The following is a 23,146-nucleotide window of genomic DNA, read 5'->3' as shown; positions in this document are numbered from 1 at the left end:
CACCGCAAGCCGGCCGGACTTACCGTGATACTCGGTAGTATCGCAGGTAGATGGGCTAGAAGCGATCCGGAAACCCCGAGCAGAGCCGCTCCCGGAGGGCGTCCCATGACGAACGCGCAAGACCTGCTGCACGAGCTGGCCACGAAGAAGGCCATGAGCCGGCTGCTGCCGGTGCTCGGCATCGCCTACTTCATGTCCTATGTGGACCGCACCAACATCGCGCTGGCGAAGACGGCGCTGGAGGCCGACATCGGCATCGGCGCGGCGGCCTACGGGCTCGGCGCCGGCCTGTTCTTCCTCACCTACGCGCTGCTGGAGGTGCCGAGCAACCTGGTCCTCTACCGGGTCGGCGCCCGGCTGTGGATCACCCGGATCGCCGTGACGTGGGGCGCGGTCTCGGCCGCCATGATGTTCGTGCACAGCGAATGGTCGTTCTACCTGCTGCGACTGCTGCTCGGCGCGGCGGAGGCCGGGCTGTTCCCGGCCATGATGTACCTGGTCACGCTGTGGTTCTCGCAGAGGCACCGGGTGACGATCGTCGGCCTGATCTACACCGCGCCGTGCCTCGCGATCTTCGTCGGTTCGCCGGTCGGCGGCGCGCTCATGGAGCTGGACGGCGCCGGCGGGCTGCGGGGCTGGCAGTGGATGTTCCTCGTCGAAGGGCTCGTCACCGTCGTCGCCGGGGTGCTGGTGTGGTTCACCCTGCCCGGCCGTCCCGCGGACGCGAAGTGGCTGACCCCGGAGCAGGCCGCCGAACTCACGCACCGGGCGGTGGGGCAGGACGCGCCGTCCGCGACGCGGGTCCGCGGCAACCTGCGCCTGGCCTTCGGCCGCCCCACGGTGCTCGCGCTCGCCGCGATCTACTTCATCAACCAGGCGATCAGCTCCGGCGTGGGCTTCAACTACCCGGCGCTGCTGCAGTCGCTCGGCATCCGGAACCCGTTCCTGGTCGGGCTCGTGGCCGGCAGCGGCGGAATCGCGGGCCTGGTGGGGGTGCTGTTCTTCCCCTGGCTCGAACGGCGGATCGGGCGGGCGGTGACGCTCATCGGGGTCGGTGCCGGTGGGACGGCGGTGATCCTGCTCGTCTTCCTCATCTCCGCGAACCCGGCGGTGCGCATCGTCCTGATCTTCCTGTCCAGCTTCTTCGCCCTCGGCACGCTGCCGCTGTTCTGGTCCGTCGCGATGTCGCGCATGTCCGGTCTGCTGGCCGCGGCCGGGCTCGCGTTCATCAACACGGTCGGCATCACCGGCGGTTTCGCCGGCCCCTACGCCTACGGCCTCATCGAGGACGCGACGGGAAACCTGCTGTCGCCGTATTACACGCTGCTCGTCGCGTCCGGCGTGGGCCTCGCGCTGGTGCCGCTGCTCGCCCGGGCGATCCGCCGGGAGAAGCGACACCGGGACGACGTTCCGTCCACAGTGGACCTGGAAACGGCATGAGGGCCGCGGTGGCCGCCGTGCTGGCGGTGGTGTGCTGCTTGACGGGCGGGCAGGCGCTGGCGCAGGAGCCGCTCCGGTACGTGGCGCTGGGCGACTCGTCGGCCGCGGGACCCCTGATCCCGGACCAGATCGACGCGACCTGCCTGCGCTCGGACCGCAACTGGCCGCACGTGCTGGCCGCGACCCTGCACGCCGCGCTGACCGACGTGACGTGCTCGGGCGCCACGACGGCGGACCTCGCGGGACGGCAGGCGGGCGTGGTGGCGCCCCAGTTCGACGCCCTGCGCCCGGACACCGGCCTGGTCACCCTCGCGATCGGCGCCAACGACCTCGCGCTGTCGTCGGCGTTCGTCACGTGCGCGAGCCCGGGCGGCGTTGTCGTCGAGCCGTCGTGCCGCGAGCAGTACACTGTGGACGGCCGCGACCAGTTCGAGGCCCGCATCCGCGCGACAGCGCCGAAGGTCGGCGCCGCGCTGGCGGAGATCCACCGCCGCTCGCCGCGGGCGAAGGTGGTGGTGACCGGATACCTGACCTACTGGCGCCCGGGCGGCTGCTACCCGGCCGACCCCTTCGCGCCACGCGACGCCGACTACATCCAGCGCACCCTCGACCGCTTGGCGGCGATGCTGGCGTGGGAGTCCGCGACGCATCGCGCGTCCTATGTGGACATCCGGCGGCCGAGCGCCCGGCTCGGCCTGTGCGAGGCACCCGCCCAGCGCTGGCTCGAAGGCGCCGTGCCCGCGTCCCCGGCGTACCCGTACCACCCCAACGCCGCCGGAATGGCCCACGTGGCCGGGATTCTCGCGGCAGCGGTTCAGGAGAACGACACCGAGTAGCTGTTCGTCGTGAACCGCTCCGTCGCACCGCCCGTGGAGCTGATCTCGAAGCCGAACTGCACCTCGCCGAGGGTCACGTCGCCCCACCAGCCGTTGCTGCGCAACCACTTCAGCACCGAGAGGATGTCGACGCCGCCGCTGGTCACGTTGCCGCGGACGAACGAGTACACCTCGTGCCCGTTGTTGCCCCGGTAGACGTCGTAGCTCACGCCGCCGATGCTCGCGGTCGTCTGCTTCGAGCCGAGCGGGCCCGCGGTCACCCGGTTCTCCCAGATCATCACCTCGTAGGCGTTGCTGTTCGCCCAGATATCGTACGCCGCGTTGTACACCCCGCTGCCCGGCAGCGTCACGTTGAAGCTGCTCGTGAGAGTGGCCAGGCTCGACAGGGTTCGGCCGACGTTGCGCGCCGAATGCGGGTAGCACTTGACGCCGTCCGTGGCGGGCTGCGTCGAGTCGACCCAGAAGTTGCTGGAGGAGTTGGCGTAGATCGTCTCCGGTCCGTGGTTCGACGCCCAGCAGTCCTGCCGGACGGTGTAACCGCCGGTGGACCATTCCGCCCACTGGTCGCTGGACGACCAGGTGGCGGCCTGCGCGGTCGCGGTGCCGAGCAGGACCGAGGCGAGCACGGCCGTGACGGTGGTGGCAATCCTCATCGTTTTCACCCCAGGTTCACCAGTGAGACAGCCCCGAGTCCGCCGGTGTCGTCGGCGCCCCACGAGGCGATCGCGATCGTGTTCTGCCCGTCGGTGCGCAGGATTCCGTTCGGGAGCACGAAAACGTGCTGCGGACCGACGTTGTTGACATACCGGCCGAGGTTCCAGCCGTTGACGAAGATCTCCGCGCGGTAGTTGCGGGCGGCGTTGTCGTCGATGCGCAGGCCGATCGAGTTGTCCTGCCCGGCGGGCAGGTGCAGCGCGAACGTGGTGCGGTACCAGCTCACGCCCGGCGTCGGTTCGGTCGACGGCAGGGTCGTCGCCGGCCACGACGCGTCATTGAATCCGGGCAGGCTCCAGCCGTTGCGTTCGCCGTAGAGGCCGCCGTTGTTCAGGGGGCCGCGCACCGGGTCGGCGCCGTTCTCGCCGCCGAGCGCGCCCTGGATCTTCCACGCGATCGGGTCGGCGCCGACGGTCGCCGCGGTGAGCCCGCGTGGCTCCTTGTGCGAGTCGTTGGCGTTCCAGTCCTCGTTGTGGCCCATGTTCTCCACCAGCACCGACAGCACGTTGCCGGCCTTGAGCGCTCCGGCGGGAATCGGGAACTGCTTCGTGCCCGGACCGCTGGTGCCGAGGTAGACCCCGTTGAGCCAGGCGGAGAACTGGCCCGCGGTGCCGGTGGTCGCCGACAGCGTGACCGTCGTTTCGCCGCCCGTGGCCTGGAACCGGCCGCGGTACCAAACGTCGCCGTAGTGGTAGCCGTAGTCGTCGGCGTACAGCACGGGCTGCCCGGCCGGCGGCTTGGCCGGGTTGTTCGTGGTGAGGTGGTCGGCGGCGACCCAGGACGAGTCGTCGAACGCGGGGTTCGCCTCGGGAGTCTCGTACTGGTGCTGCCACGTGGTCAGCGCGGGCAACGTGACCGGCTGGGGCCCGGCCAGGCGCGCGACGAGCGTGCCTTCCGCGGTGCGGGTGGCGGGGACGAGTCGGCCGTTCCACAGCAGGAACTTCACCGACGGCGGTGCCCACACCTCCAGCTGTGTGGCGGCCTTCGTGTCGCCGGTGAGCGCCAGCACCGGGCCGAGGACCTTGGCGTCCCGCACCAGGTACGGCCCGCGCTCCAGGACGGGACCGGCACCGGTGTCCTGGCGCCAGAACCCGGCGGACGTGGCGGTGTCGGCGATCAGCAGCTCCAGCGGGGCCTTGCCGCCCTCGATGCGCACCCGGGCGAGTCCGTTGTGGACGTAGTCGAGTCGCAGATCTCCCTTGCTCGGGTCCCAAGTGGACGAAACAGATCCGGAAAGGACGGACACGTGCGGCTGGGTGGCGAAGTGCAGCACCGTCTCGCCAGTGCCGTCACCGTAGAGCAACGCGGTGTCGGTGCCGCCGATCGTACCCTGTGTCATGATCTCCGAGGTCGAGTAGACGAGGTGCTGCGAGCCGAAGTCGTAGCCCGCGACGAGCAGCTTCGCGTCCCGCCCGCGCAGCGTCAGGCTGCCCTGCTGGGGCACGGTGGGATACGCGGCGTCCAGCGCGACCGTCGTGCTGTCGGTGGTGGTGGCGGTGGTGTCCCGGTGCTGCACCAGGAGGAACCGCGTGCCGGTGTCCGGGTTGACGTTCGACTTGACCTGCACCACCGGGTTCGACGCGACGAGGTCCGGCCCGTAGTCGGTCTTCGCCAGCGGTGTCACGGACTGGGTGAAGTAGCCGATGCGCTTCTGCTCGTCGTACTTGCTCGTCAGCTGCCGGGACTCGGTGATCGCGGCGCCGTAGTCGTAGGACGAGTAGACCGCGCCGGGATCGGGCAGCCAGCCCCAGCTCGTGCCGCCGAAGGTCATGTAGAAGTTCTGGAACGTCGCGCCCGAGGCGATGTTGTTCGTGTAGAAAACGCTTTCGAAATCCGGCCCGGTCAGCTGGCGGCACTGGTCGTAACCGGGACCGCCCCAGGGGTCGAAGGAGCCGCCCTGGAACTCGGCGATCGAGATGGGCGTGCCCGGCGAGATGCCGCGCGTCCAGCGGTAGTCCGGTGCGGGCTGCCACACCTGCGGGTTCGAGCAGTCGAAGCCCTGCGGGTAGCCGTCGAACGCGTAGACGTCCACCCCACCCGGGGTGCCGGGCTTCCAGTTCCCGGCGGGCCAGACGTCGTTGTGGAACAACGGAACCGTGATCCCGTCGGCCCGCGCCTGGTCTTCGAGTGCCTGCATGTAAGCCGGGTCGAGGGCGCCGTTGCTGTACTCGTTCTCGATCTGGTCCAGGATCACCGTGCCGCGGCCGTCGGTCAGCTGGTGGCGCGCGAGGATCGGGTCGATGTGGCGGAACCACTCCTTCGCGGCGGCCAGGTAGTCCGGGGCGCTGGTGCGGGCCTTGCCGGCCTGGGTGGTCAGCCACCCCGGCAGGCCGCCGGAATCGGTTTCGGCGTTGATGTAGGGGCCGGGCCGGGCGATCACGTAGATCCCGACGTCCTGTGCGATGTCGAGCAGCCGGTCCACGTCGCGGATGCCGGTGAAGTCGTAGACGCCCTGCTTCGGCGAGTGGAACGCCCAGTCGAAGTAGATCGACACGGCGTTGAACCCGCCGGCCTTCATTTTCTGCAGCACGTCGCGCCACAGCTGCGGGCTGGGCAGGCGCCAGTAGTGGAACTCGCCCGACCACAGGTAGACCCGCTTGCCGTCGATCGAGAACGAGTAGTGGTCGTAGGAGATCGTGTGCGCCGGTTTCGCGGGCCGTGCCGCGGCGTCCGGGACCCCGCCGAGCAGGACGGTGCTCAGCAGCACCGCGACCAGCGTCAGGACACGAAGGGATCGCATCGCTCCTCCTAACGGATTCCGAGGGTGCGCTCGCCGAGGGTCTTCGGCGCGGTGGCCGGGCTGCCGGTGACCGGGGCGAACGGCAGGGGCGCGGCGCCGACGGGCCGCATCAGGTAGGACCGCCCCGCCCGCGCGGAGAACTGGAACTCGTCGGCGCCGAAGACCTGCCGGCCGCCGCCGGACACGACCTCGACCGCCTGGCCGGGCCACGGGTTGCGGACGCGCTGCACGTGGTCGGCGCCCGCTTCCAGCGCCACCGTGACCGGCTTCCCGCCGCGGACCTGAACGTCCACTTTGGAGCTGTCGGCGACGAACACCGTGCCGTCGGCGTCCCAAGTGGACGGCCAGGCCGGTGCGATCCGCAGCAGCCCGTCGTAGTCCTGCACCAGCGCCTCCTGCAGCGCGTCCGCGAGTACGCCGATCTGCTCCACGTACGGCTCGGCCGGGCCGAACTTCGCGAAACCGCTGGGATAGGCCTGGAACTGCTCGGTCAGGCCCACGAGCGTGCGTTCGACGTCGGCGGCGCGGCCGAGGCGCGCGGCCTGCACCGGGTCGAGGCTCCAGTCGTTGACCATGACGTTGCGGCGGAAGTCGAACGTCCGCTGTGCCACCGCGTCGTCCGCGCCGAGCAGGCCGTACGGCCATACCGGTTCGAGCCCGATGTTCTCGGTGTTGTGGAACTCCGCGGCGGGCTGGTACGACGGCGCGAGCACGGTCTGGCCGCTCGCGTCGTCGGCCGGGGTGAGCAGCTGGGTCTGCGTCGCGGCGTCGGTGCGCGGGAACGGTGCGATCCGCGCCTGCCTTGCCCGTTCGGCCAGGTCCGGGTCGCGGCCGAGCAGGGTGGCGGCCTGCACGAGGATCGGGAACAGGGTCCGCTCCGCCGCGAGGTCGGTGGCCGGGTTGTCCACGTCCCACTGGGTTTCGTGCGCGTTGGACGGGACGGTGTGCAGGAAGCCGTCGGCGCCGGGCTTCGCGTAGTCCAGCAGGAACCGGGTGGCTTCGGCGATCAGCGGGTAGTTCGCCGCCAGGAACGCCCGGTCGCCGGTGGCGCGGTACTGCTGCCACACCCAGAACGCGACCTCCGCGCCCGTGCTGAGGGTGCGGCCGTTCCAGGTCGGCTGCACCGAGGCGTCGCAGTTCAGGCCGGGTGTCGGGAGCCACGTCTCGTTCTCGTAGCCCTGGCCGTTGAACCGCATCGTCTCCGGCACGCAGACGCCCGGCCGCCCCGCCAGGTGCTCGCGCGTCCACTGCTCGATGTCGGCGAGGTTTTCCCGGTACAGCCGGAAGTACGGGTCGTTGAGCTCGAACGCCCCGGCGCCGAGGTTCGCGGCGACCTGCATGCGCAGGTTCCAGTGCCAGTACGCGCTCGGCGCCCAGTTGTGGAAGTCGCCCTGGGCGCTGAACAGGTCGCCGACGCCGGCCTGTGAGCCCGGGAACTCGTCGCCGCTCTCCGCGGCCGCGGCGTAGAGGTCGATCGTGCGGAGGTTCTCCAGGTAGTCCGCGACGCCGTCGGCCGAGGACAGGCGCAGGAGCCCGACTCGGCCCCAGAACCGGTGCCACCACTGGGAAGTTTCGGCGGCGAGGAACGGCGAACCGAGGTCCGGCAGCAGCCGGTGCGCGGTGGTGCGTGCGTCGCCGCCATGCCACTCCGGCGCGGCGAGCACAATCCGGAACGAGCCGTCGGCCCGCGGGGTCACGGTGACCTCGACCGTGCGGGCGTCGACCACCTTCGTCCGCACCTGCCGCCCTACGCCCGTAACCGCCGCGAGGGAACCGAAGGTCTCGCCGGTCGCCCCGGCTTCGCCCGCGTCGACCCAGGTTTCGGCCAGCCCGGCGACCGTGGCGTCGGCGAACGCCGTGGGCGTGCGGGGTTCCCACAGCCGCAGCCGGGCGGTTTGCGGAACGCGGGGATCGGCGCCGGTCACGTCCACCACGAGCTGGTCGGTGCCGGTGCGGACGTAGGTCGTGGCGGTCATACCACCGCCGGACTGCGTGAACTTCCCGTCGTAGAGGGAAAGGCGGCCGCGGTAGTCCGGTGCGGAGGTGATCGCGGCCAGGCCCGGCAGGACGAGCTGACCAGGGGATTTGCGGCCGGGCCACGTGTCGGCGCGGTTGACCTGGACGGCGGGCCCGTCGGCGCTCGCCCACGCGGCGGCGCCGAGGCGCCCGTTGCCCAGCGGCATCGCCGCGGCCGGATCGGTGCCGGGCCTTTCGAGCACGAGGTCGGCGCGGGAGACCACGCCCGCGGCGTCGACGACGAACCGGCCGTCACGCCAGGCCGTGGTGGGCCCGGCCGCGCTCGCGGTGGTGGCCGAGGTGGCCGCCAGCGCGAGCACGATCGCGGCGGCGAGGACAGGCCGGTTCTTCCACACCGAAGACCGCCTCCAGCCGAAACGATTCGACAGGTGAGCATCCGGCTCCACCGAGGTGTCGGCGAAGCCGGTGAAGGACTATCCCAGCGCCGCCGATCCCCGTCAACCCTTGCCGCCCAACGAAAGTCGGAAACCGGGCCGCATTCGACAGATTCGATCGATGGTCCTTTGTGGACCCCGGATCACAGCCCCAGTGCGCTCATGAGCAGAGCGGCGACCGCGGCGCGGTGCTCGGGGGTGTCCTGCCACCGGAGCCTGCGGCCGGTCTCCACCACCACGCCGAAACCGGCGTGGACCAGGACCCGGGCCTGGCGCGAGTCGAGGCCCGGGCACGCCGAGCGCAGCTGCTGCTCCCACACCGCGATGTGCTCGCGTTGCGCGACCAGCAGGGGGCGCTGCAGCCCGGGCGGCAGGCCGGCGATTTCGGCGTTCGCCACGCTGTTCAGTGCGTTGTGCTCGAAGCTGTACGCCACGTAGGTCGCCGCCAGCACGGCCAGCGCGTCGTGCGGGTCGGCCACCCCGCGGAGGTTGTGCTCCACCGCCTGCGCCAGTAGCCCCGCCGCCTGCAGGCACGCCGCCGCGAGGATGTCGGCCTTGCCGGGGAAGTAGCGGTACAGCGCGGACGGCACCAGCCCCACGGCCTCGGCGATCCGGCCGTTCGTGACGGTGGCGAACCCGTCGCGCTCGAACAACGGGATGGCGGCCGCGAGGATCTCCGAGCGCCGGGTCCGCGCCACGGGCTGGGCGGGCAGCTCGACGACGCGCGCGTTGCCCGTGACCGTCGCCAGGTCAGTCGCCGCGACGCGCCGGGCCGACCCCCGCAGGAGGTCCTCGACGCGGCGCTGGGCGATCGACGTGTGGTGCATCGTGATGGACCCGATCGCGCCGAGCGCCGCCACGGCGCGCAGGTGCTCGCCTGGCCCGGGGTGCTCGCGCCGCACCGCGTCGGCCACCCGGTCGACGACGAGGGCGAACTTCGCCCGCAGCCCGCGGCGGTCCTCCCGGTTGAGGTACCGGGCCTCCCAGCGGTACACGCCACCGGACGCGCGGTGGGCGACGGTGACCCGGGTGACGGCGGCGAGTACCTCAGCCAGCGCGGCTGGAACGGGCACGTCGTCGAGCGCGTCGACGAGCCGGTCCGCCATCACGTTCGCGCACTCGGCGAACAGCGCGTACTTGTTCGGGAAGTGCCGGTACAGGGCGGCCGCCGTGATGCCCACGGCGGAGGCGATCTCCTCCATCGACGCCGCGTGGTAGCCACGCTCGCTGAACGCGCGGCCTGCCGCCTCGACGATGAGCTGCCTGCGGTTACGCGGCCGGACGGCCGCGGCCGGCTCGGCGGTCACCGGCCGGCCCCGGCGGACGGACGCGGGAACTGGGCCATACGCGCAGTCAACCACGAGCCGGACCGGCGCCGGGCGCGGCGGCCTCTTGCCGACCGGCGATCCGGGTCGATATGTTAATGATAAGTCTCGTCGTACACCTTATTTTGCCTACCAAGGAAGCTAGGTAAGTAAATGAGCAATCTCAACAGGAGAAGCGCGCTGTCGCTCGGTGTCGCACTGGGCCTGGTGGGGGCGGCGAGCGCCGTCCCGGCGTGGTCGTGGGCGGCGACGGGCACCGACCCGTGGGAGGTCTGGGACGACGAGGTGGACCCGCTGATGGCGGGGGTCCTCGACGCCGGCCAGGTGCCGGCGGTGAACACCGCGCTGAGCTCGTGGGTGAACAACGGCGACGCACTGCCCGCCGGCCTGCCCGCGAACCTCGCCGCGTACCTCCAGCGGAACAACCAGCTGCCATCCTGGGCCGACCGCGCCAAGCTGCGCCGCGCCGCGGACTTCAACCGGCGCAAGGACACCTACCTGTTCATGCTGTACGGCCTCGGCAGCGGCATCATGAGCACGGTGATCCCGCGGGAGGCCCGGTCGGTCTACTGGTCCGCGGGCGGGGCCGACATGAAGAACCGCGCGGCCAAGACGTTCACCTTCGGCTACGACCTGAGCGACCTGAACGCGTTCGAGCCCTCGGGTCAGTTCGTGGTCACGGTCAACAAGACCCGCCTGGTGCACGCCGCGGTGCGCCACCTGCTGCCGCGGTCGCCGCAGTGGACGGCGGTGTCGGACGAGCGGATCCCGATCAGCAACGGCGACATCCTGATCACCTTCCACAGCCTCGGCACGTTCGTGCACCGGAAGCTGGCCGAGTGGAAGGTCCCGATGTCGGCCGCGGACGAGGACGCCTTCCTGCACCAGTGGCAGGTCGCGCTGCACCTGCTCGGGGTGCACGACGAGTTCATCCCGCAGACGTGGGCCGCCGCGGACGCGCAGTCGGCGCAGGTGCTCACGCCGCTGCTCGCCCCGACCACCGAGGGCAAGGCGCTGGCGGAGGTGCTGCTCGGGCTCACCGCCCAGCTCGACGGCGGGCTGACCCGCGGCATCCTCGACGAATTCGTGCGCTACGTGCTCAGCGACGAGATCGGCGACTGGCTCGGCCTGCCCCGCGACTACGGCGCGGCGACGCTGATCCGCACCGGGTGGCCGGCCTACATCGCGTTCCGCGAGGGCCTGATTCCCGTTGCCCCGGCGGGGTTCTACGTGTTCGACCAGCTCCTGCGCTCGGTCGCCATGCTGTTCCTGAACAACTTCACCTCGCCGACCACCACGCCGATCACCATCCCGACGGGCAACCGGCCGGGATCCTGATCAGCCGAACAACGTCCGCACGGTCTCGGTGGCCAGGTCACGCAGCCACGCGTGGGCGCGGTCCTCGTCGTAACGCCGGTGCCACACCAGGTACAGCGGGACGTCGGGCATCTCGACCGGCAGTGGCAGCGTGACCAGGCCGAGGCGGTCCCGCGCCGCACGGGTGACCGCCTCGGGAACGGTGACCACCAGGTCGGTGTCGAGGGCCAGGTGCAGCGCCATGGCGGCCGTCGGCCCCGTGGCGACCACCCGGCGCGCACGACCGTGCGCGGCCAGGGCCTCGTCCACCGGGTCACGCAGGCGGCCGCGCCGCGAGACGAGGACGTGCTCGGCCGCCGCGTAGCGCTCGACGTCCGGCCGGCCCTCGGTGAGCGGATGACCGGGCCGCACCGCGACGACCAGCCGGTCGCGGCCGACGAGGCGGTGGCTGACGTCGGGCAGGGCGGGTCTGCCGGCGCTGGACTCCAGGTCGACCTCGCCCCGGCGCAGCTCGGGCGTGTCCGTGCCGGGCTCGGCGGGCAGGCGCAGCTGGACGCCGGGCGCCTGCCGGTGTACGGCGGCGACGAACGCCGTGCCGCAGGCGGCGGTCAGCGCGTCGTGCCAGCGCACGGTGAACACCCGGTCCAGCGCCGCCAGGTCGAGCTCCTGCCGGGCGGACAGGAGCCGCTGCGCCTGCTGCACGAGCGCGTGGACCTCGGCGCGCATCCCCAGCGCGCGCGTCGTCGGCACCATGCTCCGGCCGGTGCGGACCAGGATCTGATCCCCCGTGGCCTTGCGGATGCGGCCGAGTGACCGGCTCATCGCCGGAGCGGTGACGTGCAGCCGCGCCGCCGCACCGGCGACGCTGCCCTCCTCCAGCAACGCGTCGAGGACCGTCAGCAGGTTCAGATCCAGTTGCATGCGAGTAACTCTACAAGTGCAAAGCATGCACTTGTCGTTAATGGCAGGGCGGCCTACGTTCGCAGTGCGGGCAGGAAAGGCCCGCGGTCGAACGAAATCCAGGGAGCCCGTTCATGAGTACAGCCATGCCTTTCGTCGCCGACCCGGCCCTGCTGTCCGGCGTGACGGCCGCGGTGCGCAAGGCCGGTGACACGCTGCGCGAGCGGTACACCACACACGCCCGGGGGGTGAGCCTGGACGAGATCGTCGGCGAGATCCACGCCAACGACGACGCGGTGCTCGCCGTGCTGCGCGAGCCGCTGCTGAAGGCCCGGCCGGGCTCGCAGTGGGCCGAGGACGAGCTGGCCGGCGGCGCGCTGCCGCCCGGGGAGTGGTGGGTCGCCGACCCCGCCGAGGGCAACATCAACCACGTCCACGGCATGGGCGAGTGGGCCGTCACCGCCACCCTGGTCCGCGACAACCAGCCGGTGCTCACCGTCGTCCACGTGCCGCTGACCGGCGACACCTACACCGCCGTCGCCGGAGGCGGCGCGTACCTCGACGACCGGCCGCTGCGGGTGTCCGCCAAGACCGACCTGGGCGCCACGCTCGCCGGCACCGGGCAGGCCAGGCCCGGCGAGGGCGAGGACACGTTCCGGCGGATCGGCGAGTCGGTCAGCGCCATGCTCACGAGCGGGCTGGTGGTGCGCGTGTCCGTACCCGCGACGATGCAGCTCATCCACGTCGCCGCCGGGCGCACGGACGCGTTCTGGCAGTTCTCCGACGTCCGCTCGGGCTTGGTCGCCGGTGCCCTGCTGGTCGCCGAGGCCGGTGGTGTGGTCACCGACCTGGCGGGCGAGCCGTGGCGCACGGGCAGCCGCGACTTCCTGGCCGCCGCGCCCGGTGTCCACGCCGCTGCCCTCGCCGTCCTGTCACCGATCGCCTGACACCGCAAGGAGTTTTGTCTCATGAGCACCATCGGCATCCTGGGCGCGGGCCGCGTCGGCACCGCACTCGCGGACAAGCTCGCCGCTGCCGGGCACCACGTCGTGGTCGGTAGCCGGAGCCCGGAGGACGGGGTCCGCATCGCTGCCCGGACGGCGGAGATCGTGATCAACGCGACGCCCGGCGACAGCGCCCTGCAACGGCTCACGGGCCTGCGGGACGAACTCGACGGGAAGATTCTCGTCGACCTCTCGAACGCCACCCGCCACGGCGCGGACGGCCTGCCGGGCGAACTGTGTTATCCGGGCAGCAGTCTCGCCGAGCAGCTGCAGGCCGCCCTGCCCGGCACGCGGGTGGTCAAGACCCTCAACACGATGCTGTTTCCGGTCATGACTGCCCCGGAGATCCTCGCGACCCCGCCCACGGCTTACCTTTCCGGCGACGACGACCAGGCGAAGAAGACGGTCGCCGGGCTGCTCGGGGACCTGGGCTGGCGGCCGGAGTGGCTGGAGGACCTCGGCGACATCACCACCGCGCGCGCCACCGAGGCCATGATCCTGGTGGTGCCCCACCTCCTGCGCCGCCACGGTTTCCAGCCCTTCGCCGTCTCCCTGGCCCGCTGACGAAACTGATACACCTCATTTGACGATCGGGCGTCAATCTGTGACTCAGCTCTGCCGCACCTCGTCCAGCCGCCGGGCCTCGGCGGCCTGTTCGAACGGCGTGTCGCCCGCCGGGTGGCGGTCGCCCAGCTCGGCGAACAACGCGGCGACCGTCTTGGAGTCGTGGTGCGACGCCAGCGCGGCCAGCCCCGGGTCGGTGGTGGCCAGCAGCTGCCGGAACCGCAGCTCGGCGAGCGGGCCGAGGCGGTCGTAGATCTGCAGGAACACCTTCTGCGCGCGGTCCCGCGCCCAGTGCCCGGGCAGCAGCTCGGCGGGCAGATCCGGGTCGGTCTCCGGAAACCGGCGCCAGTCCACGCGCAGCTCGGTGCGGATGCGCAGCGCCTGCGCGGGACTGACCAGCCCGTCGTCGAGGCTCGCGAGCACCGGCTCGTAGCGTTCGGCGAAGCGCTGGTACTCCTTGGCGAGCGGGCCGAGGTCGAACGCCGCGACCGGGCTGCTGCCCCCGCCGGGCACCTCCGTCGCGCGGAAGACCGTGGCGCTGGCGATGCCCAGCTCGTTCAGCACCGAGAGAGCGCTTTCCGCCAGGTCGTGCGGGCTCACCCACACCCCGTCGTACAGGGCGCTGAACCGCAGGGCACGCAGCTGGGTGCGCAGCGTCGTGCGCATCCCGCGGTCGTGTTCCGGCACCGAGAAGGCGACCACCGTCCACCGGCCGTCCCAGTCGGGCGCGGTCGCGCCGAACGTCAGCATGCGGTGCGTGCGCTCGATGATCACCTCGGACGTGCGGGCGGGAATGCCGTACGCCGTCGTGCGCCCGGACCGCGACGCGGTGAGCAGACCGCGCGCGGCGAGCCTGCGGATGGCGGCCCGCGCGCTGGCCGGGGTGATGTCGAACTCGCCCAGCAGCCGCACGAGCGCGGCGGACGGGATGTGCTCGTCGCGCCAGTACCAGAAGTCGCCGAGCAGGGAGGTGAGCAGCAGCTGCGGCTCGGCTCCCTGCTGTGAGCGGGGCAGCGGGCCCGTCGTCATTCCTCGCCTGCCTGTCCGAAGGTCCGGTCGGAGCGGCGGGCCGGTGCCGCCGCCGGTGTCCATGCTGGCAGCTCCGGCGGGCCGCAGTGGACAAGGGGTTGAATCACGCGACACATCATGCGACGATCGGCGCCAAGATAGCAATCCATCCTTCGCAGGATCCCCGCTCGCTCCCCGTGCCGTCCACTCCGGACGGCCTCGCGCAGGAAGAAACTGATATGGGGTTCTCACTTCGTCAATGGCGTCGAAGCACGATCGCGGCGGCCGTCGCCACGGGGCTCGCCCTGACCGCGTGCACGGTGGACGACGGCGCGGCCTCCGCGCCCGCGCCCGCCGCGGCCGGCCTCGCCGTCGTCCCGGCGCTGCACGACCAGCTGCCGCAGGCGGTCAGGGACGCCGGGCTGCTCCGGTTCGCCGGTGACTCCCACCCGCCGTACCGCACGGTGTCGCCGGACGGCACGACGGTCACCGGCATCGACCACGACTTCCAGCAGGCGCTCGGCCAGATCCTGGGCGTGCGCGTGGAAACCACCATCGTCAGCGGCCTCCCGGCCGCGCTGCAGGGCATGCTCAGCGGCCGGTACGACGCGTTCAACGGGCCCGCCAAGGCCACCGCCGAACGCGAGCAGCAGTTCGACACCGTCACCTGGATGACCACCCGCACGTCCTACGTGGTTCCGGTGGGCTCCACGGCCGGTGTCAAGCAGGCCGACGACCTGTGCGGCAAGCGCGTCGCCGTGGTCACCGGCAGCGTGGTGGAGGACCAGCTCGCCAAGCTGTCCGCGTTCTGCCAGCGCGAAGGGCGCCCGGCGGCGCAGGTGATCGGGCTCGACGACACCAACGCGACGCTGCTGGCGGCCAAGTCCGGCCGCGCCGAGGCCGCGGGCATGACGCAGGCCGCCGCGATCGACGTGACCACGCAGCAGAAGGGGCAGTACGAGTACGTGACGCAGACCGAGGAACAGGGCGCCACCAAGGACAACCTGGCGTTGTACACGCCGAAGTCCGCGGGGCTGGGCCCGGTGTTGCAGAAGGCGTTCGAGGAGCTGTTCCGCGACGGCACCTACGCCCGGATCATGAACCAGTGGGGCCTGAACGACGTCACCGTCCCGCGGCCGCTGTTCGACGTGGCCTCGGCCGGGTGACCCGGGTGTCCACTGTGGAGGAAACAGTCGGGCGGCCGATGGCCGACGACGTCGCCTCGGCCCGGTCCCGTTTCCGCCCGCTGCGCTGGCTGTTCGTGCTCGTGCTCGCGGTGCTGGCCGCGCAGCTGGTGGTGTTCCTGGTCGGCAACTCCCGCTTCCAGTGGGACGTGGTGGCGAAGTACCTGTTCGAGAAGAGCGTCATGGCCGGGCTGGGCACCACGGTGGTGCTCGCGGTCGCGGCGATGGTGCTCGGCTCGGTGGTGGGCGGGGTGGTCGCCGCGATGCAGCTGAGCGGGTTCGGCCCCGCACGGTGGGTGGCGACGCTGTGGGTCGGGTTGTTCCGCGGCATTCCGCCGCTGGTGCAGCTGATCTTCTGGTTCAACCTGGCGTACCTGCTGCCGCGGCTGTCGATCGGCATCCCGTTCGGGCCGGTGTTCGGCAGCTGGGACGCCAACACCGTGATCACGCCGCTGACCGCCGCGGTCATCGGGCTGTCGCTGGTGGAGTCGGCGTACCTGGCGGAGATCTTCCGCGCCGGGGTGTCGGCGGTCGACCCCGGGCAGCGGGACGCGGCGCGCGCGATGGGGTATCCGCCGGGGCAGACGCTGGTCAGGATCGTGCTGCCGCAGGCGATGCGCGTGATCATCCCGCCCGCGGGCAGCCAGTTCATCAACGTGCTCAAGGGCACCGCGCTGGTGTCGGTGATCGCGATGTCGGACCTGCTGCACTCGGTGCAGGTGATCTACAACCGCACGTACGAGATCGTGCCGATGCTGCTCGTCGCGTGCTTCTGGTACCTGGTCGTGGTCACCGTGCTGACGGCCGCGCAGCGCCGCCTGGAGCGGTGGTTCTCCCGCGGGCACCTGCCCGCCGTCGTGCGGGGGCGGCGATGACGCCGCCGGTCCTGCGCGTCAGCGACGCGCGCAAGCGGTTCGGCCAGGTGGCCGCGCTCGACGGGGTGAGCCTGGACGTGCACGAGGGCGAGACCGTCGTGATCATCGGGCCGTCGGGCTCGGGCAAGTCGACGCTCATCCGGTGCGCGCACCAGCTGGAGTCGATCGACGGCGGGGCGCTGTACCTCGACGGCGAGCTGCTGGGCTACCGGCGCTCGCCGAGGGGGCTGCGGCCGCTGAGCGAACGGCAGGTCGCCGCCCAGCGACGGCGGATGAGCATGGTGTTCCAGCAGTTCAACCTGTTCCCGCAGTTCACCGTGCTGCGCAACGTCACCGACGCGGCGATCCGCGTGCACGGCCGCGATCGATCCACTGTGGAACGTGAGGCGCGTGAGCTGCTGGCGCGCATCGGTCTCGCGGGCCGCGAGGACCACTACCCGCGGCAGCTGTCCGGCGGGCAGCAGCAGCGGGTGGCGATCGCGCGGGCCGTGCTCGTGCGGCCGCGGATCATGCTGTTCGACGAGCCGACCAGCGCGCTCGACCCGGAGCTGGTCGACGAGGTGCTCGCGGTGCTGCGGGACCTCGCGGCGGCCGGCACCACGATGGTCGTCGTCACGCACGAGATGGCGTTCGCGCGGGAGGCCGCCGACCGGTGCGTGTTCATGGAGGCGGGGCGGATCGTCGAGGAGGGCAAGCCCGCCGACCTGTTCGCCCGCCCGTCCACCGAACGGCTGCGCGCGTTCCTGTCCCGTCATCTGTCCGAAAGGGAGGGTGTTTCGTGATCACCATCGGCGCCGTCGGCGACCTCATCCTGGACGAGCCGGACCCGGACTCCTTCCTGGCCCCGGCCGCGCCGGTGCTGCGGGGGATGGACCTGGCCATCGGGCACGTCGAGGTGCCGCACTCCACCACGACGGTCCAGCGCAGCACGGACGTGCCCGCGCCGCCCGCGGACCCCGCGGCGCTGAAAGCGGTTTCCGCCGCCGGGTTCGCCGTCGTCACGCTGGCGGGCAACCACATCTGCGACGCCGGGGACGAGGGGCTGGCCGACACCATCGCGCACGCCCGCGCGGCGGGCATGGAAACGGCGGGCGCCGGGGCGGACCTCGCCGAGGCACGCCGCCCGGCGGTGGTCGAGCGCGGCGGCCTGCGCATCGGCGTGCTGTCGTACAACTGCGTCGGCCCGCGTGACTCGTGGGCGACCTCCCGCAAGCCCGGCTGCGCCTACGTGCACGTGCTCACCCACTACGAGCTGGACCACGCGAGCCCCGGCGGGCCACCCCAGGTGTACACGTTCGCCGATCCCGGCAGCCTGGAGGCGATGGCCGACGACGTGCGGCGGTTGCGCGCCGAGGTCGACGTCGTGCTGGTGTCGCTGCACAAGGGCGTCGGGCACACGCCGGTCGTGGTCGCGATGTACGAGGGCCCGGTCGCGCGGGCGGCGATCGATGCCGGGGCGGACGCGGTGTTCTCCCACCACCCGCACATCATGCGCGGCATCGAGGTCCACAGAGGACGGCCGATCTTCCACGGTCTGGGCAACTTCGTCACCGTCACCCACGCACTGACCCCGGGCGCGGACACCGGCGCGGACGAGCTGCGTGCGTGGGCCGAGCGGCGCACGAAGCTCTACGGGTTCGCGCCGGATCCGGACATGCCCTACTTCCCGTTCCACCCCGAGAGCCGCAACACCGCCATCGCCTTCTGCCGCTTCGACGAGAACGGGTTGCGGGAGGCCGGTTTCGTGCCGTGCCGGATCGACGACCGCGGCAGGCCCGTGCCCTCCGGCGGCACCCCCGAGGGCGACGCCGTCACGCAGTACGTCGAGGACATCACCCGCGGGGCGAAGCTCAACGGGAAGTTCACCACCCGCGGCACCGAAGTGCTCGTCGACCTCACCGAGGGGGTTTCATGACCGACCAGCCACTGGCCGGCCGCACCGTGATCGACCTGACCACCGCGCTCGCCGGGCCGTACGCGACCCTGCTGCTCGCCGGGCTCGGGGCCACCGTGATCAAGGTCGAGAACCCCGCCACCGGCGGGGACTCCTCCCGCAACAACGCGCCCTACGTCGGGCGCGACGGGCTGAACCTGGCGCGGCGGCACGACGACGACCTGTCGGTGTCGATGCTGCTGCGCGGCCGCAACAAGCTCAGCGTCACCCTGGACCTGAAGAACCCCCGCTCCCGCGCGGTGTTCGCCGATCTCGTCCGCGACGCCGACGTGCTCGTGGAGAACTACAGCCCGGGCGTCACGAAACGGCTGGGCATCTCCTACGACGAGGTCCGCGAGCTCAACCCGCGGCTGGTCTACACCTCGATCAGCGGGTTCGGCGAGCAGGGCGGCCCCGGCTCGGGCAAGGCGATGGACTCGATCATCCAGGCGCTGAGCGGGGTGATGATGACCGCGGGCGAGCCCGACGAGGGCCCGGTGCGGTTCGGGCTGCCGATCGGGGACCTGCTGGCCCCGCTGTTCGCCGTCGTCGGCACGGTCTCCGCGCTGCTGCAGGCCGAGCACACCGGCGAGGGGCAACATGTCGACGTGTCGATGCTCGGGGCGCTGACCTCGCTCGTGGCGTGCGAGCCGTTCGACGCCTTCGACGCGGTCGGCCTGCCTCAGCGGACCGGCTCGATGGTGCCGCGACTCGCGCCGTTCGGGATCCTGCCCGCCGCCGACGGCTACGTGGCGCTGTGCGCGCCGACGGACGCGTTCGCGCACGGGGTGCTGCGGGCGATCGGGCGCCCGGACCTGGCCGAGGACGACCGCTACCGCACGCGGGACCAGCGGGTGCGCTCGGCCGACGAGCTGCACGGGCTCATTCGGGAGTGGTGCCGGGTGCGGCCACTGGCGGAGATCCTCGCCGCGTTCACCGCGGAAGGCGTGCCCGCGGCCGAAGTCCGGGAGCCGCGCGAAGCCGTACGGGATCCCTTGGTGCTGGCGCGCGAGGAGGTCGTGCCGCTGCGGCACCCGAAGCACGGGGCCGTGGCCGACCTCGCCGGAACCGGAGTGCCCATCCGGTTCTCCGGCGCGCGCGTGTCGCTCGACCGGCCCGCGCCGGGGCTCGGCGAGCACAACGAGCACGTGTATCGCGAGCTGCTCGGCTACAGCGAGCAGCAGGTGGCGGAGCTGGCCGCGGAGGCCGTGATTTGAGCGCGCTGGCCGAACTCCTCGCGGTGGCGCGGGACCGGGTGGCCGCGGCCCACGCGGCGGGCCTGCCCGTGGTGGGCTGCGTCGGCGCGGACGTGCCGGTCGAGCTGATCACCGCGGCGGGAATGCTTCCGTTGCGGCTGGCGGGAAAGCCCGGTGCCAGCGAACTCGGCGACCGCTACCTGGGCAGTGGTGTGGACCCGGTCGCGCGGTCCGTTCTCACGCGGATCCTCGCCGGAGACTACGGAAAGCTCGAAGCCATCGTGGTGTCGCGGGACTGCGAGGCGTCGCTGCGTCTGTTCTACGCGCTGCGGGAACTGCGCCGGGTCGAGCCGGAGCTGCCGCTGCCGCCGGTGCGCCTGGTCGACGTGCTGCACCTGCCGCATCACACGACAACCCGTTATGTGAAGGCGAAAATCGCGGAGCTGCGGGAATGGCTGGGCGTCGGCGACCCACGTGAGGCGATCGAGGCCCACGACCGGTTGCGGCGCCTGCTCGCCGAGGTCGCCGTCCTGCGGCGCACGCGGCTGACCGGCACCCAGTTCCTCGGCGTGGTGGCCGCGACCACCGCCCTGCCCGTGGCCACCGCGACGGCGCTGGTGGAACGCCTGCTCGGCGAAGTTCTTCCGGAGGTCGACGGCGTGCGGGCGTTCCTCACGGGCAGTTCGCACGACGACCCGGGGGTGTACGAAGTGCTGGAGGAAAACGGTTTCCTGATCACGGGGGAGGACCACGACTGGGGCGAGCTGCTGTTCGCGCGCACGTGCGCGGCGCCGACCGAGCTGGCGCTGGCCGAGCGCTACCAGCACAACGGGCCGTCCGCGCCACGTGCGTCCATCCGGCAGCGTGCCGCGCACACCGCGGCTGCCGCGCGGGCCTGCGGGGCGGAGGTGCTCATCTCCTACGCGCGGGTGCACGACGACGCACCGCCCTGGGACTTCTCCGCACAACGCGCGGCCGCCGGGCTGCCCGCCGTGCTGGCCGGGCACCAGCCGTACGGCGGGCTGACGGAGAAAGCGCTTACCGAGATCCGGACGCTCCTGCCGTTGGGAGTCTCACGATGACCGGCAGACTGGCTTCCGCGACCACCGCCACCGCCTATCAGCGCGAGTGGTTCGCCCGGATGCGCGAGGAGGTCGCCGGTGGTGTTCCGCTGGCGCTGGTGAACGCGGACGCACCGCAGGAGATCTTCCGCGCCATGGGCATCCCGTACGTCGTCAACCAGTGGTGGGCCTCGATCGTCGCGGCGAAACGGCAGACCCAGCGTTACCTCGGGTTGTTGCGAGAACGCGGTTATCCGGACGACATCGAGCAGTACAGCGCCACCTCGCTCGCGTCGGCCTTCGAGACCGACCTGGAGCAGGCGCCGTGGGGCGGCTTGCCGACACCGTCCATTGTGCTCGGTGAGACCACCGGTGACGCGTCGCGCAAGATCTTCGACGTTTGGGACGCCCAGCCCGGCGTGACCTACTACCCGCTGGAGAGCGCGGCGGAGAACGCCGTGCCGGAGCGGTGGTGGGAGCTGATGCCGCACCGCTGGGAGGAGGCGATCGGCTCCGATCGGCTCGACCTGATGACCGGCGAGCTGACCGGGCTCATCCGGTTCCTGGAGCAGACGACGGGCCGGGTGTTCTCCGAGACCCGGTTCCGTGAGGTGCTGGCGCTGGTCAACGAGCAGCAGGAGTGGAACCGGCGCACCCGTGACCTCATCGCCGCCGCCCGGCCCTGCCCGATCGCGGTCACCGACGGCATTCCGAGCGTGATGGTCCCGCAGTGGCACCGCGGCACGGAATGGGCGCGGGACGCCGCGCGCGCGTTCCACGACGAGGTGCGCGAGCGGGTCGAGGCGGGCGTGGCGGTGTGCGAGGACGAGCGGCTGCGGCTGATGTGGATCGGCCGCGGGCTGTGGTTCGACCTGGAGTTCTACCGGCGGTTCCAGGAGTCGCACGGCGCGGTGTTCGTGTGGTCGATGTACCTCGCGATCGCCGCCGACGGATACCTGCGCTACGGCGACGACCCGCTGCGCGCGCTCGCCGCGCGCTTCGCGGCGTTCTCCGACCAGCTCTACACCCCGCCGTGGTCGGCAGAGTGGTACGTGAAGGAGGCCCGTCACCACGGCGTGGACGGCGTGGTGCACCTGGTGTCCGACGACGCCCGCGGCGGCTACTTCACCACCCGCGCCCTGCGTGCCGCGGGCATTCCGGTGCTGGAGCTGCACGCGGACAACGTCGACGCCCGCACCGGCGGCGACCTGACCACGCAGATGACGGCGTGGCTCGACGAATTGGGGAGCAACTGATGAACCGGCGCTGGGCAGTGCTCGCGGCCGTTGCCGCGATGACCACCGCGATCGCACCGGCCGCGCAGGCCGCGGAGGGAAGCCCGTGCCCGGGCATCCCGTCGGCGACGTGCGTCCAGGGACAACTGGCCGACGGCACGCCTTACACGTTCGCGAAACCGGCCCGGTGGAACGGCACCGTGCTGGTGGACCTCGACTTCGCCTCGAACAGCCTGACGGCCCCGCTCACCGGAAATCTGCTGGCAGGCGGGTACGCGGTCGGCGGTACCACGCGGACGGTCACCGGCTGGCACATCGCCCAGGCCATCGACAACCAGGCCGCCGCGCTCGACCGTTTCGAGGCGGCGTTCGGCCACGCCCGCTACGCGATCGCGGAGGGCCGCTCGATGGGCGGCATGGTCGCCGCCGGCGTGGCGCAGGTGCACCCGGACCGGTTCGACGCGGCGGTTCCGATGTGCGGCGGGCTGGGCGGGGCCGTGGGGCAGTGGAACCAGAAGCTCGACACCGTGTTCACGCTGAAAACGTTGCTGTTCCGCGATTCCGCGCTACCCGTCACCGGGGTTCCCGCCGACGTCGCGGGAACCCAGCAGCAGTGGCTCTCGGCGGTGACCGCCGCCCAGGCGACGCCGGAAGGCAGGGCCCGGATCGCCCTCGCGGCGGCGATCGGGCAGCTGCCGGGCTGGGGAGTGGCCGCCGACGGCACCCCCACACCGGTGCCCGCCGAACGAGACGTGGATGGCGTCGAGCAGGGCGAGTTCCTGGCCCTCGCGGGCGGCCCGCTGCCCTACCTCGGGCAGGCCGTCAGCAGCAGGCGCAGCATCGAGCAGCTGGCGGGCGGCAACCCGTCCTGGAACACCGGCGTCGACTACGCGCGGCAGCTTTCGATGGCCGTGCCGGCGGAGCAGAACGCGGTGCGGCGGCTGTACGAGCGCGCGGGCCTCGACCTGCGCGCCGACCTCGGCACGCTCGCCGCCGCGCCCCGTGTCCAGGCCGACCCCGCCGCCGTCGCCTTCCTGCGGGACGGGATCGTGTTCACCGGCGACCTGCGGATCCCGGTGCTCACGGTCAACGGCACCGGCGACCAGATCTCCACCGTCGCCCAGCAGCAGTCCTACGGTGCGTTCGCCCGGGAGACGGGCACCGCGTCCCTGCTGCGGCAGACGTACGTGCAGACGGCCGGGCACTGCACCTACACCACCGGGGAGCAACGGGCCGCGATCGACTCGATGCTGTTCCGGCTGCGCACGGGGCACTGGCCGGACACCGCGCCGCGGACGCTGAACCGGCTCGCCACGGCGGCCGACGGCGAGCCGGGGCGCTACCTGGACTACACGCCGCCGCGGTTCAACCGGACGTACCCGGCGGCGTGACGTCCACTGTGG

General features: G+C 71.8%; 19 protein-coding genes. 13 read left to right on the top strand and 6 right to left on the bottom strand.

From position 1 onward, the window contains the following. Nucleotides 1–105 precede the first annotated feature (105 nt). The gene (locus FHX82_RS27290; RefSeq protein ID WP_221216619.1) at nt 106–1,440 is read left to right on the top strand and encodes an MFS transporter; all 1,335 of its coding nucleotides are present in this window, start codon (nt 106–108) and stop codon (nt 1,438–1,440) included. Further along, nucleotides 1,437–2,276, top strand: a complete 840-nt coding sequence (locus tag FHX82_RS27285; protein ID WP_145933414.1) for an SGNH/GDSL hydrolase family protein — start codon at nt 1,437–1,439, stop codon at nt 2,274–2,276. Before FHX82_RS27290 ends, FHX82_RS27285 begins: the two co-directional genes overlap by 4 nt. Here FHX82_RS27285 and FHX82_RS27280 read toward each other — a convergent pair. The 4 genes from FHX82_RS27280 to FHX82_RS27265 form a co-directional block, all read right to left on the bottom strand. Beyond that, nucleotides 2,255–2,929: a GH12 family glycosyl hydrolase domain-containing protein gene (locus FHX82_RS27280; RefSeq protein ID WP_145933415.1), complete on the bottom strand. Its 675-nt coding sequence runs from the start codon at nt 2,927–2,929 to the stop codon at nt 2,255–2,257. The two genes, FHX82_RS27285 and FHX82_RS27280, sit on opposite strands and share 22 nt — an antisense overlap. Nucleotides 2,930–2,934: 5 nt before the next feature. After that, nucleotides 2,935–5,730 carry a glycoside hydrolase family 35 protein gene (locus tag FHX82_RS27275; protein ID WP_145933416.1) on the bottom strand — a complete coding sequence of 932 codons (2,796 nt, stop codon included), beginning with the start codon at nt 5,728–5,730 and terminating at the stop codon, nt 2,935–2,937. An 8-nt stretch (nt 5,731–5,738) separates the two neighbouring features. After that, on the bottom strand, nt 5,739–8,102 hold the full coding sequence (locus tag FHX82_RS27270) for a glycosyl hydrolase family 95 catalytic domain-containing protein (RefSeq protein WP_145933417.1): 2,364 nt from the start codon (nt 8,100–8,102) through the stop codon (nt 5,739–5,741). Nucleotides 8,103–8,284: 182 nt separating this feature from the next. Then, nucleotides 8,285–9,448, bottom strand: coding sequence for a TetR/AcrR family transcriptional regulator (locus FHX82_RS27265; RefSeq protein WP_145933418.1), 1,164 nt, complete (start codon nt 9,446–9,448; stop codon nt 8,285–8,287). Between the two features lie 171 nt (nt 9,449–9,619). Between FHX82_RS27265 and FHX82_RS27260 the strand changes: the two genes are divergently transcribed. Further along, a complete protein-coding gene (locus FHX82_RS27260) occupies nt 9,620–10,804 on the top strand; it encodes an oxygenase MpaB family protein (protein WP_145933419.1) in 1,185 nt (394 codons plus the stop codon). Here the strand turns inward: FHX82_RS27260 and FHX82_RS27255 are convergent, their stop codons facing one another. After that, entirely contained in the window at nt 10,805–11,704 is a 900-nt protein-coding gene (locus FHX82_RS27255) for a LysR family transcriptional regulator (RefSeq protein ID WP_145933420.1), read from the bottom strand. A gap of 113 nt (nt 11,705–11,817) precedes the next feature. Here FHX82_RS27255 and FHX82_RS27250 point away from each other — a divergent pair, with 113 nt between their 5' ends. Both FHX82_RS27250 and FHX82_RS27245 read left to right on the top strand, forming a co-directional pair. Further along, a complete protein-coding gene (locus FHX82_RS27250) occupies nt 11,818–12,630 on the top strand; it encodes an inositol monophosphatase family protein (protein WP_145933421.1) in 813 nt (270 codons plus the stop codon). 21 nt (nt 12,631–12,651) lie between these two features. Continuing rightward, nucleotides 12,652–13,251, top strand: coding sequence for an NADPH-dependent F420 reductase (locus tag FHX82_RS27245; protein ID WP_145933422.1), 600 nt, complete (start codon nt 12,652–12,654; stop codon nt 13,249–13,251). A gap of 45 nt (nt 13,252–13,296) precedes the next feature. On the opposite strand, the gene FHX82_RS27240 is transcribed toward FHX82_RS27245, so the two are convergent. Then, on the bottom strand, nt 13,297–14,280 hold the full coding sequence (locus FHX82_RS27240; protein ID WP_145933423.1) for a PaaX family transcriptional regulator: 984 nt from the start codon (nt 14,278–14,280) through the stop codon (nt 13,297–13,299). Nucleotides 14,281–14,498: 218 nt separating this feature from the next. On the opposite strand from FHX82_RS27240, the gene FHX82_RS27235 reads away from it, so the two are divergent. The 8 genes from FHX82_RS27235 to FHX82_RS27200 are packed head-to-tail and all read left to right on the top strand — an operon-like array spanning nt 14,499 to nt 23,134. Further along, the gene (locus tag FHX82_RS27235) at nt 14,499–15,425 is read left to right on the top strand and encodes a transporter substrate-binding domain-containing protein (protein ID WP_145933424.1); all 927 of its coding nucleotides are present in this window, start codon (nt 14,499–14,501) and stop codon (nt 15,423–15,425) included. A gap of 5 nt (nt 15,426–15,430) precedes the next feature. Further along, a complete protein-coding gene (locus FHX82_RS27230; protein WP_444541925.1) occupies nt 15,431–16,318 on the top strand; it encodes an amino acid ABC transporter permease in 888 nt (295 codons plus the stop codon). Beyond that, nucleotides 16,315–17,100 (top strand): amino acid ABC transporter ATP-binding protein, encoded by a 786-nt coding sequence (locus FHX82_RS27225; RefSeq protein ID WP_145933425.1) that lies wholly within the window; start codon nt 16,315–16,317, stop codon nt 17,098–17,100. Before FHX82_RS27230 ends, FHX82_RS27225 begins: the two co-directional genes overlap by 4 nt. Next, nucleotides 17,097–18,233: a CapA family protein gene (locus FHX82_RS27220; protein WP_145933426.1), complete on the top strand. Its 1,137-nt coding sequence runs from the start codon at nt 17,097–17,099 to the stop codon at nt 18,231–18,233. The genes FHX82_RS27225 and FHX82_RS27220 overlap by 4 nt, the downstream gene beginning before the upstream one ends. After that, on the top strand, nt 18,230–19,468 hold the full coding sequence (locus FHX82_RS27215) for a CaiB/BaiF CoA transferase family protein (protein WP_145933427.1): 1,239 nt from the start codon (nt 18,230–18,232) through the stop codon (nt 19,466–19,468). Before FHX82_RS27220 ends, FHX82_RS27215 begins: the two co-directional genes overlap by 4 nt. Continuing rightward, nucleotides 19,465–20,529: a 2-hydroxyacyl-CoA dehydratase family protein gene (locus FHX82_RS27210; RefSeq protein WP_229881159.1), complete on the top strand. Its 1,065-nt coding sequence runs from the start codon at nt 19,465–19,467 to the stop codon at nt 20,527–20,529. Before FHX82_RS27215 ends, FHX82_RS27210 begins: the two co-directional genes overlap by 4 nt. Further along, a complete protein-coding gene (locus tag FHX82_RS27205; RefSeq protein ID WP_145933428.1) occupies nt 20,526–21,764 on the top strand; it encodes a 2-hydroxyacyl-CoA dehydratase family protein in 1,239 nt (412 codons plus the stop codon). The genes FHX82_RS27210 and FHX82_RS27205 overlap by 4 nt, the downstream gene beginning before the upstream one ends. Then, on the top strand, nt 21,764–23,134 hold the full coding sequence (locus FHX82_RS27200; protein WP_229881160.1) for an alpha/beta hydrolase family protein: 1,371 nt from the start codon (nt 21,764–21,766) through the stop codon (nt 23,132–23,134). The genes FHX82_RS27205 and FHX82_RS27200 overlap by 1 nt, the downstream gene beginning before the upstream one ends. Nucleotides 23,135–23,146 lie beyond the last annotated feature (12 nt).

The sequence above is a fragment of the Amycolatopsis bartoniae genome (assembly GCF_014191255.1).
GTDB lineage: Bacteria > Actinomycetota > Actinomycetes > Mycobacteriales > Pseudonocardiaceae > Amycolatopsis_E > Amycolatopsis_E bartoniae.
Note: the sequence above shows the minus strand (reverse complement) of the source record. Positions and strands in the feature narration are given on the sequence as shown.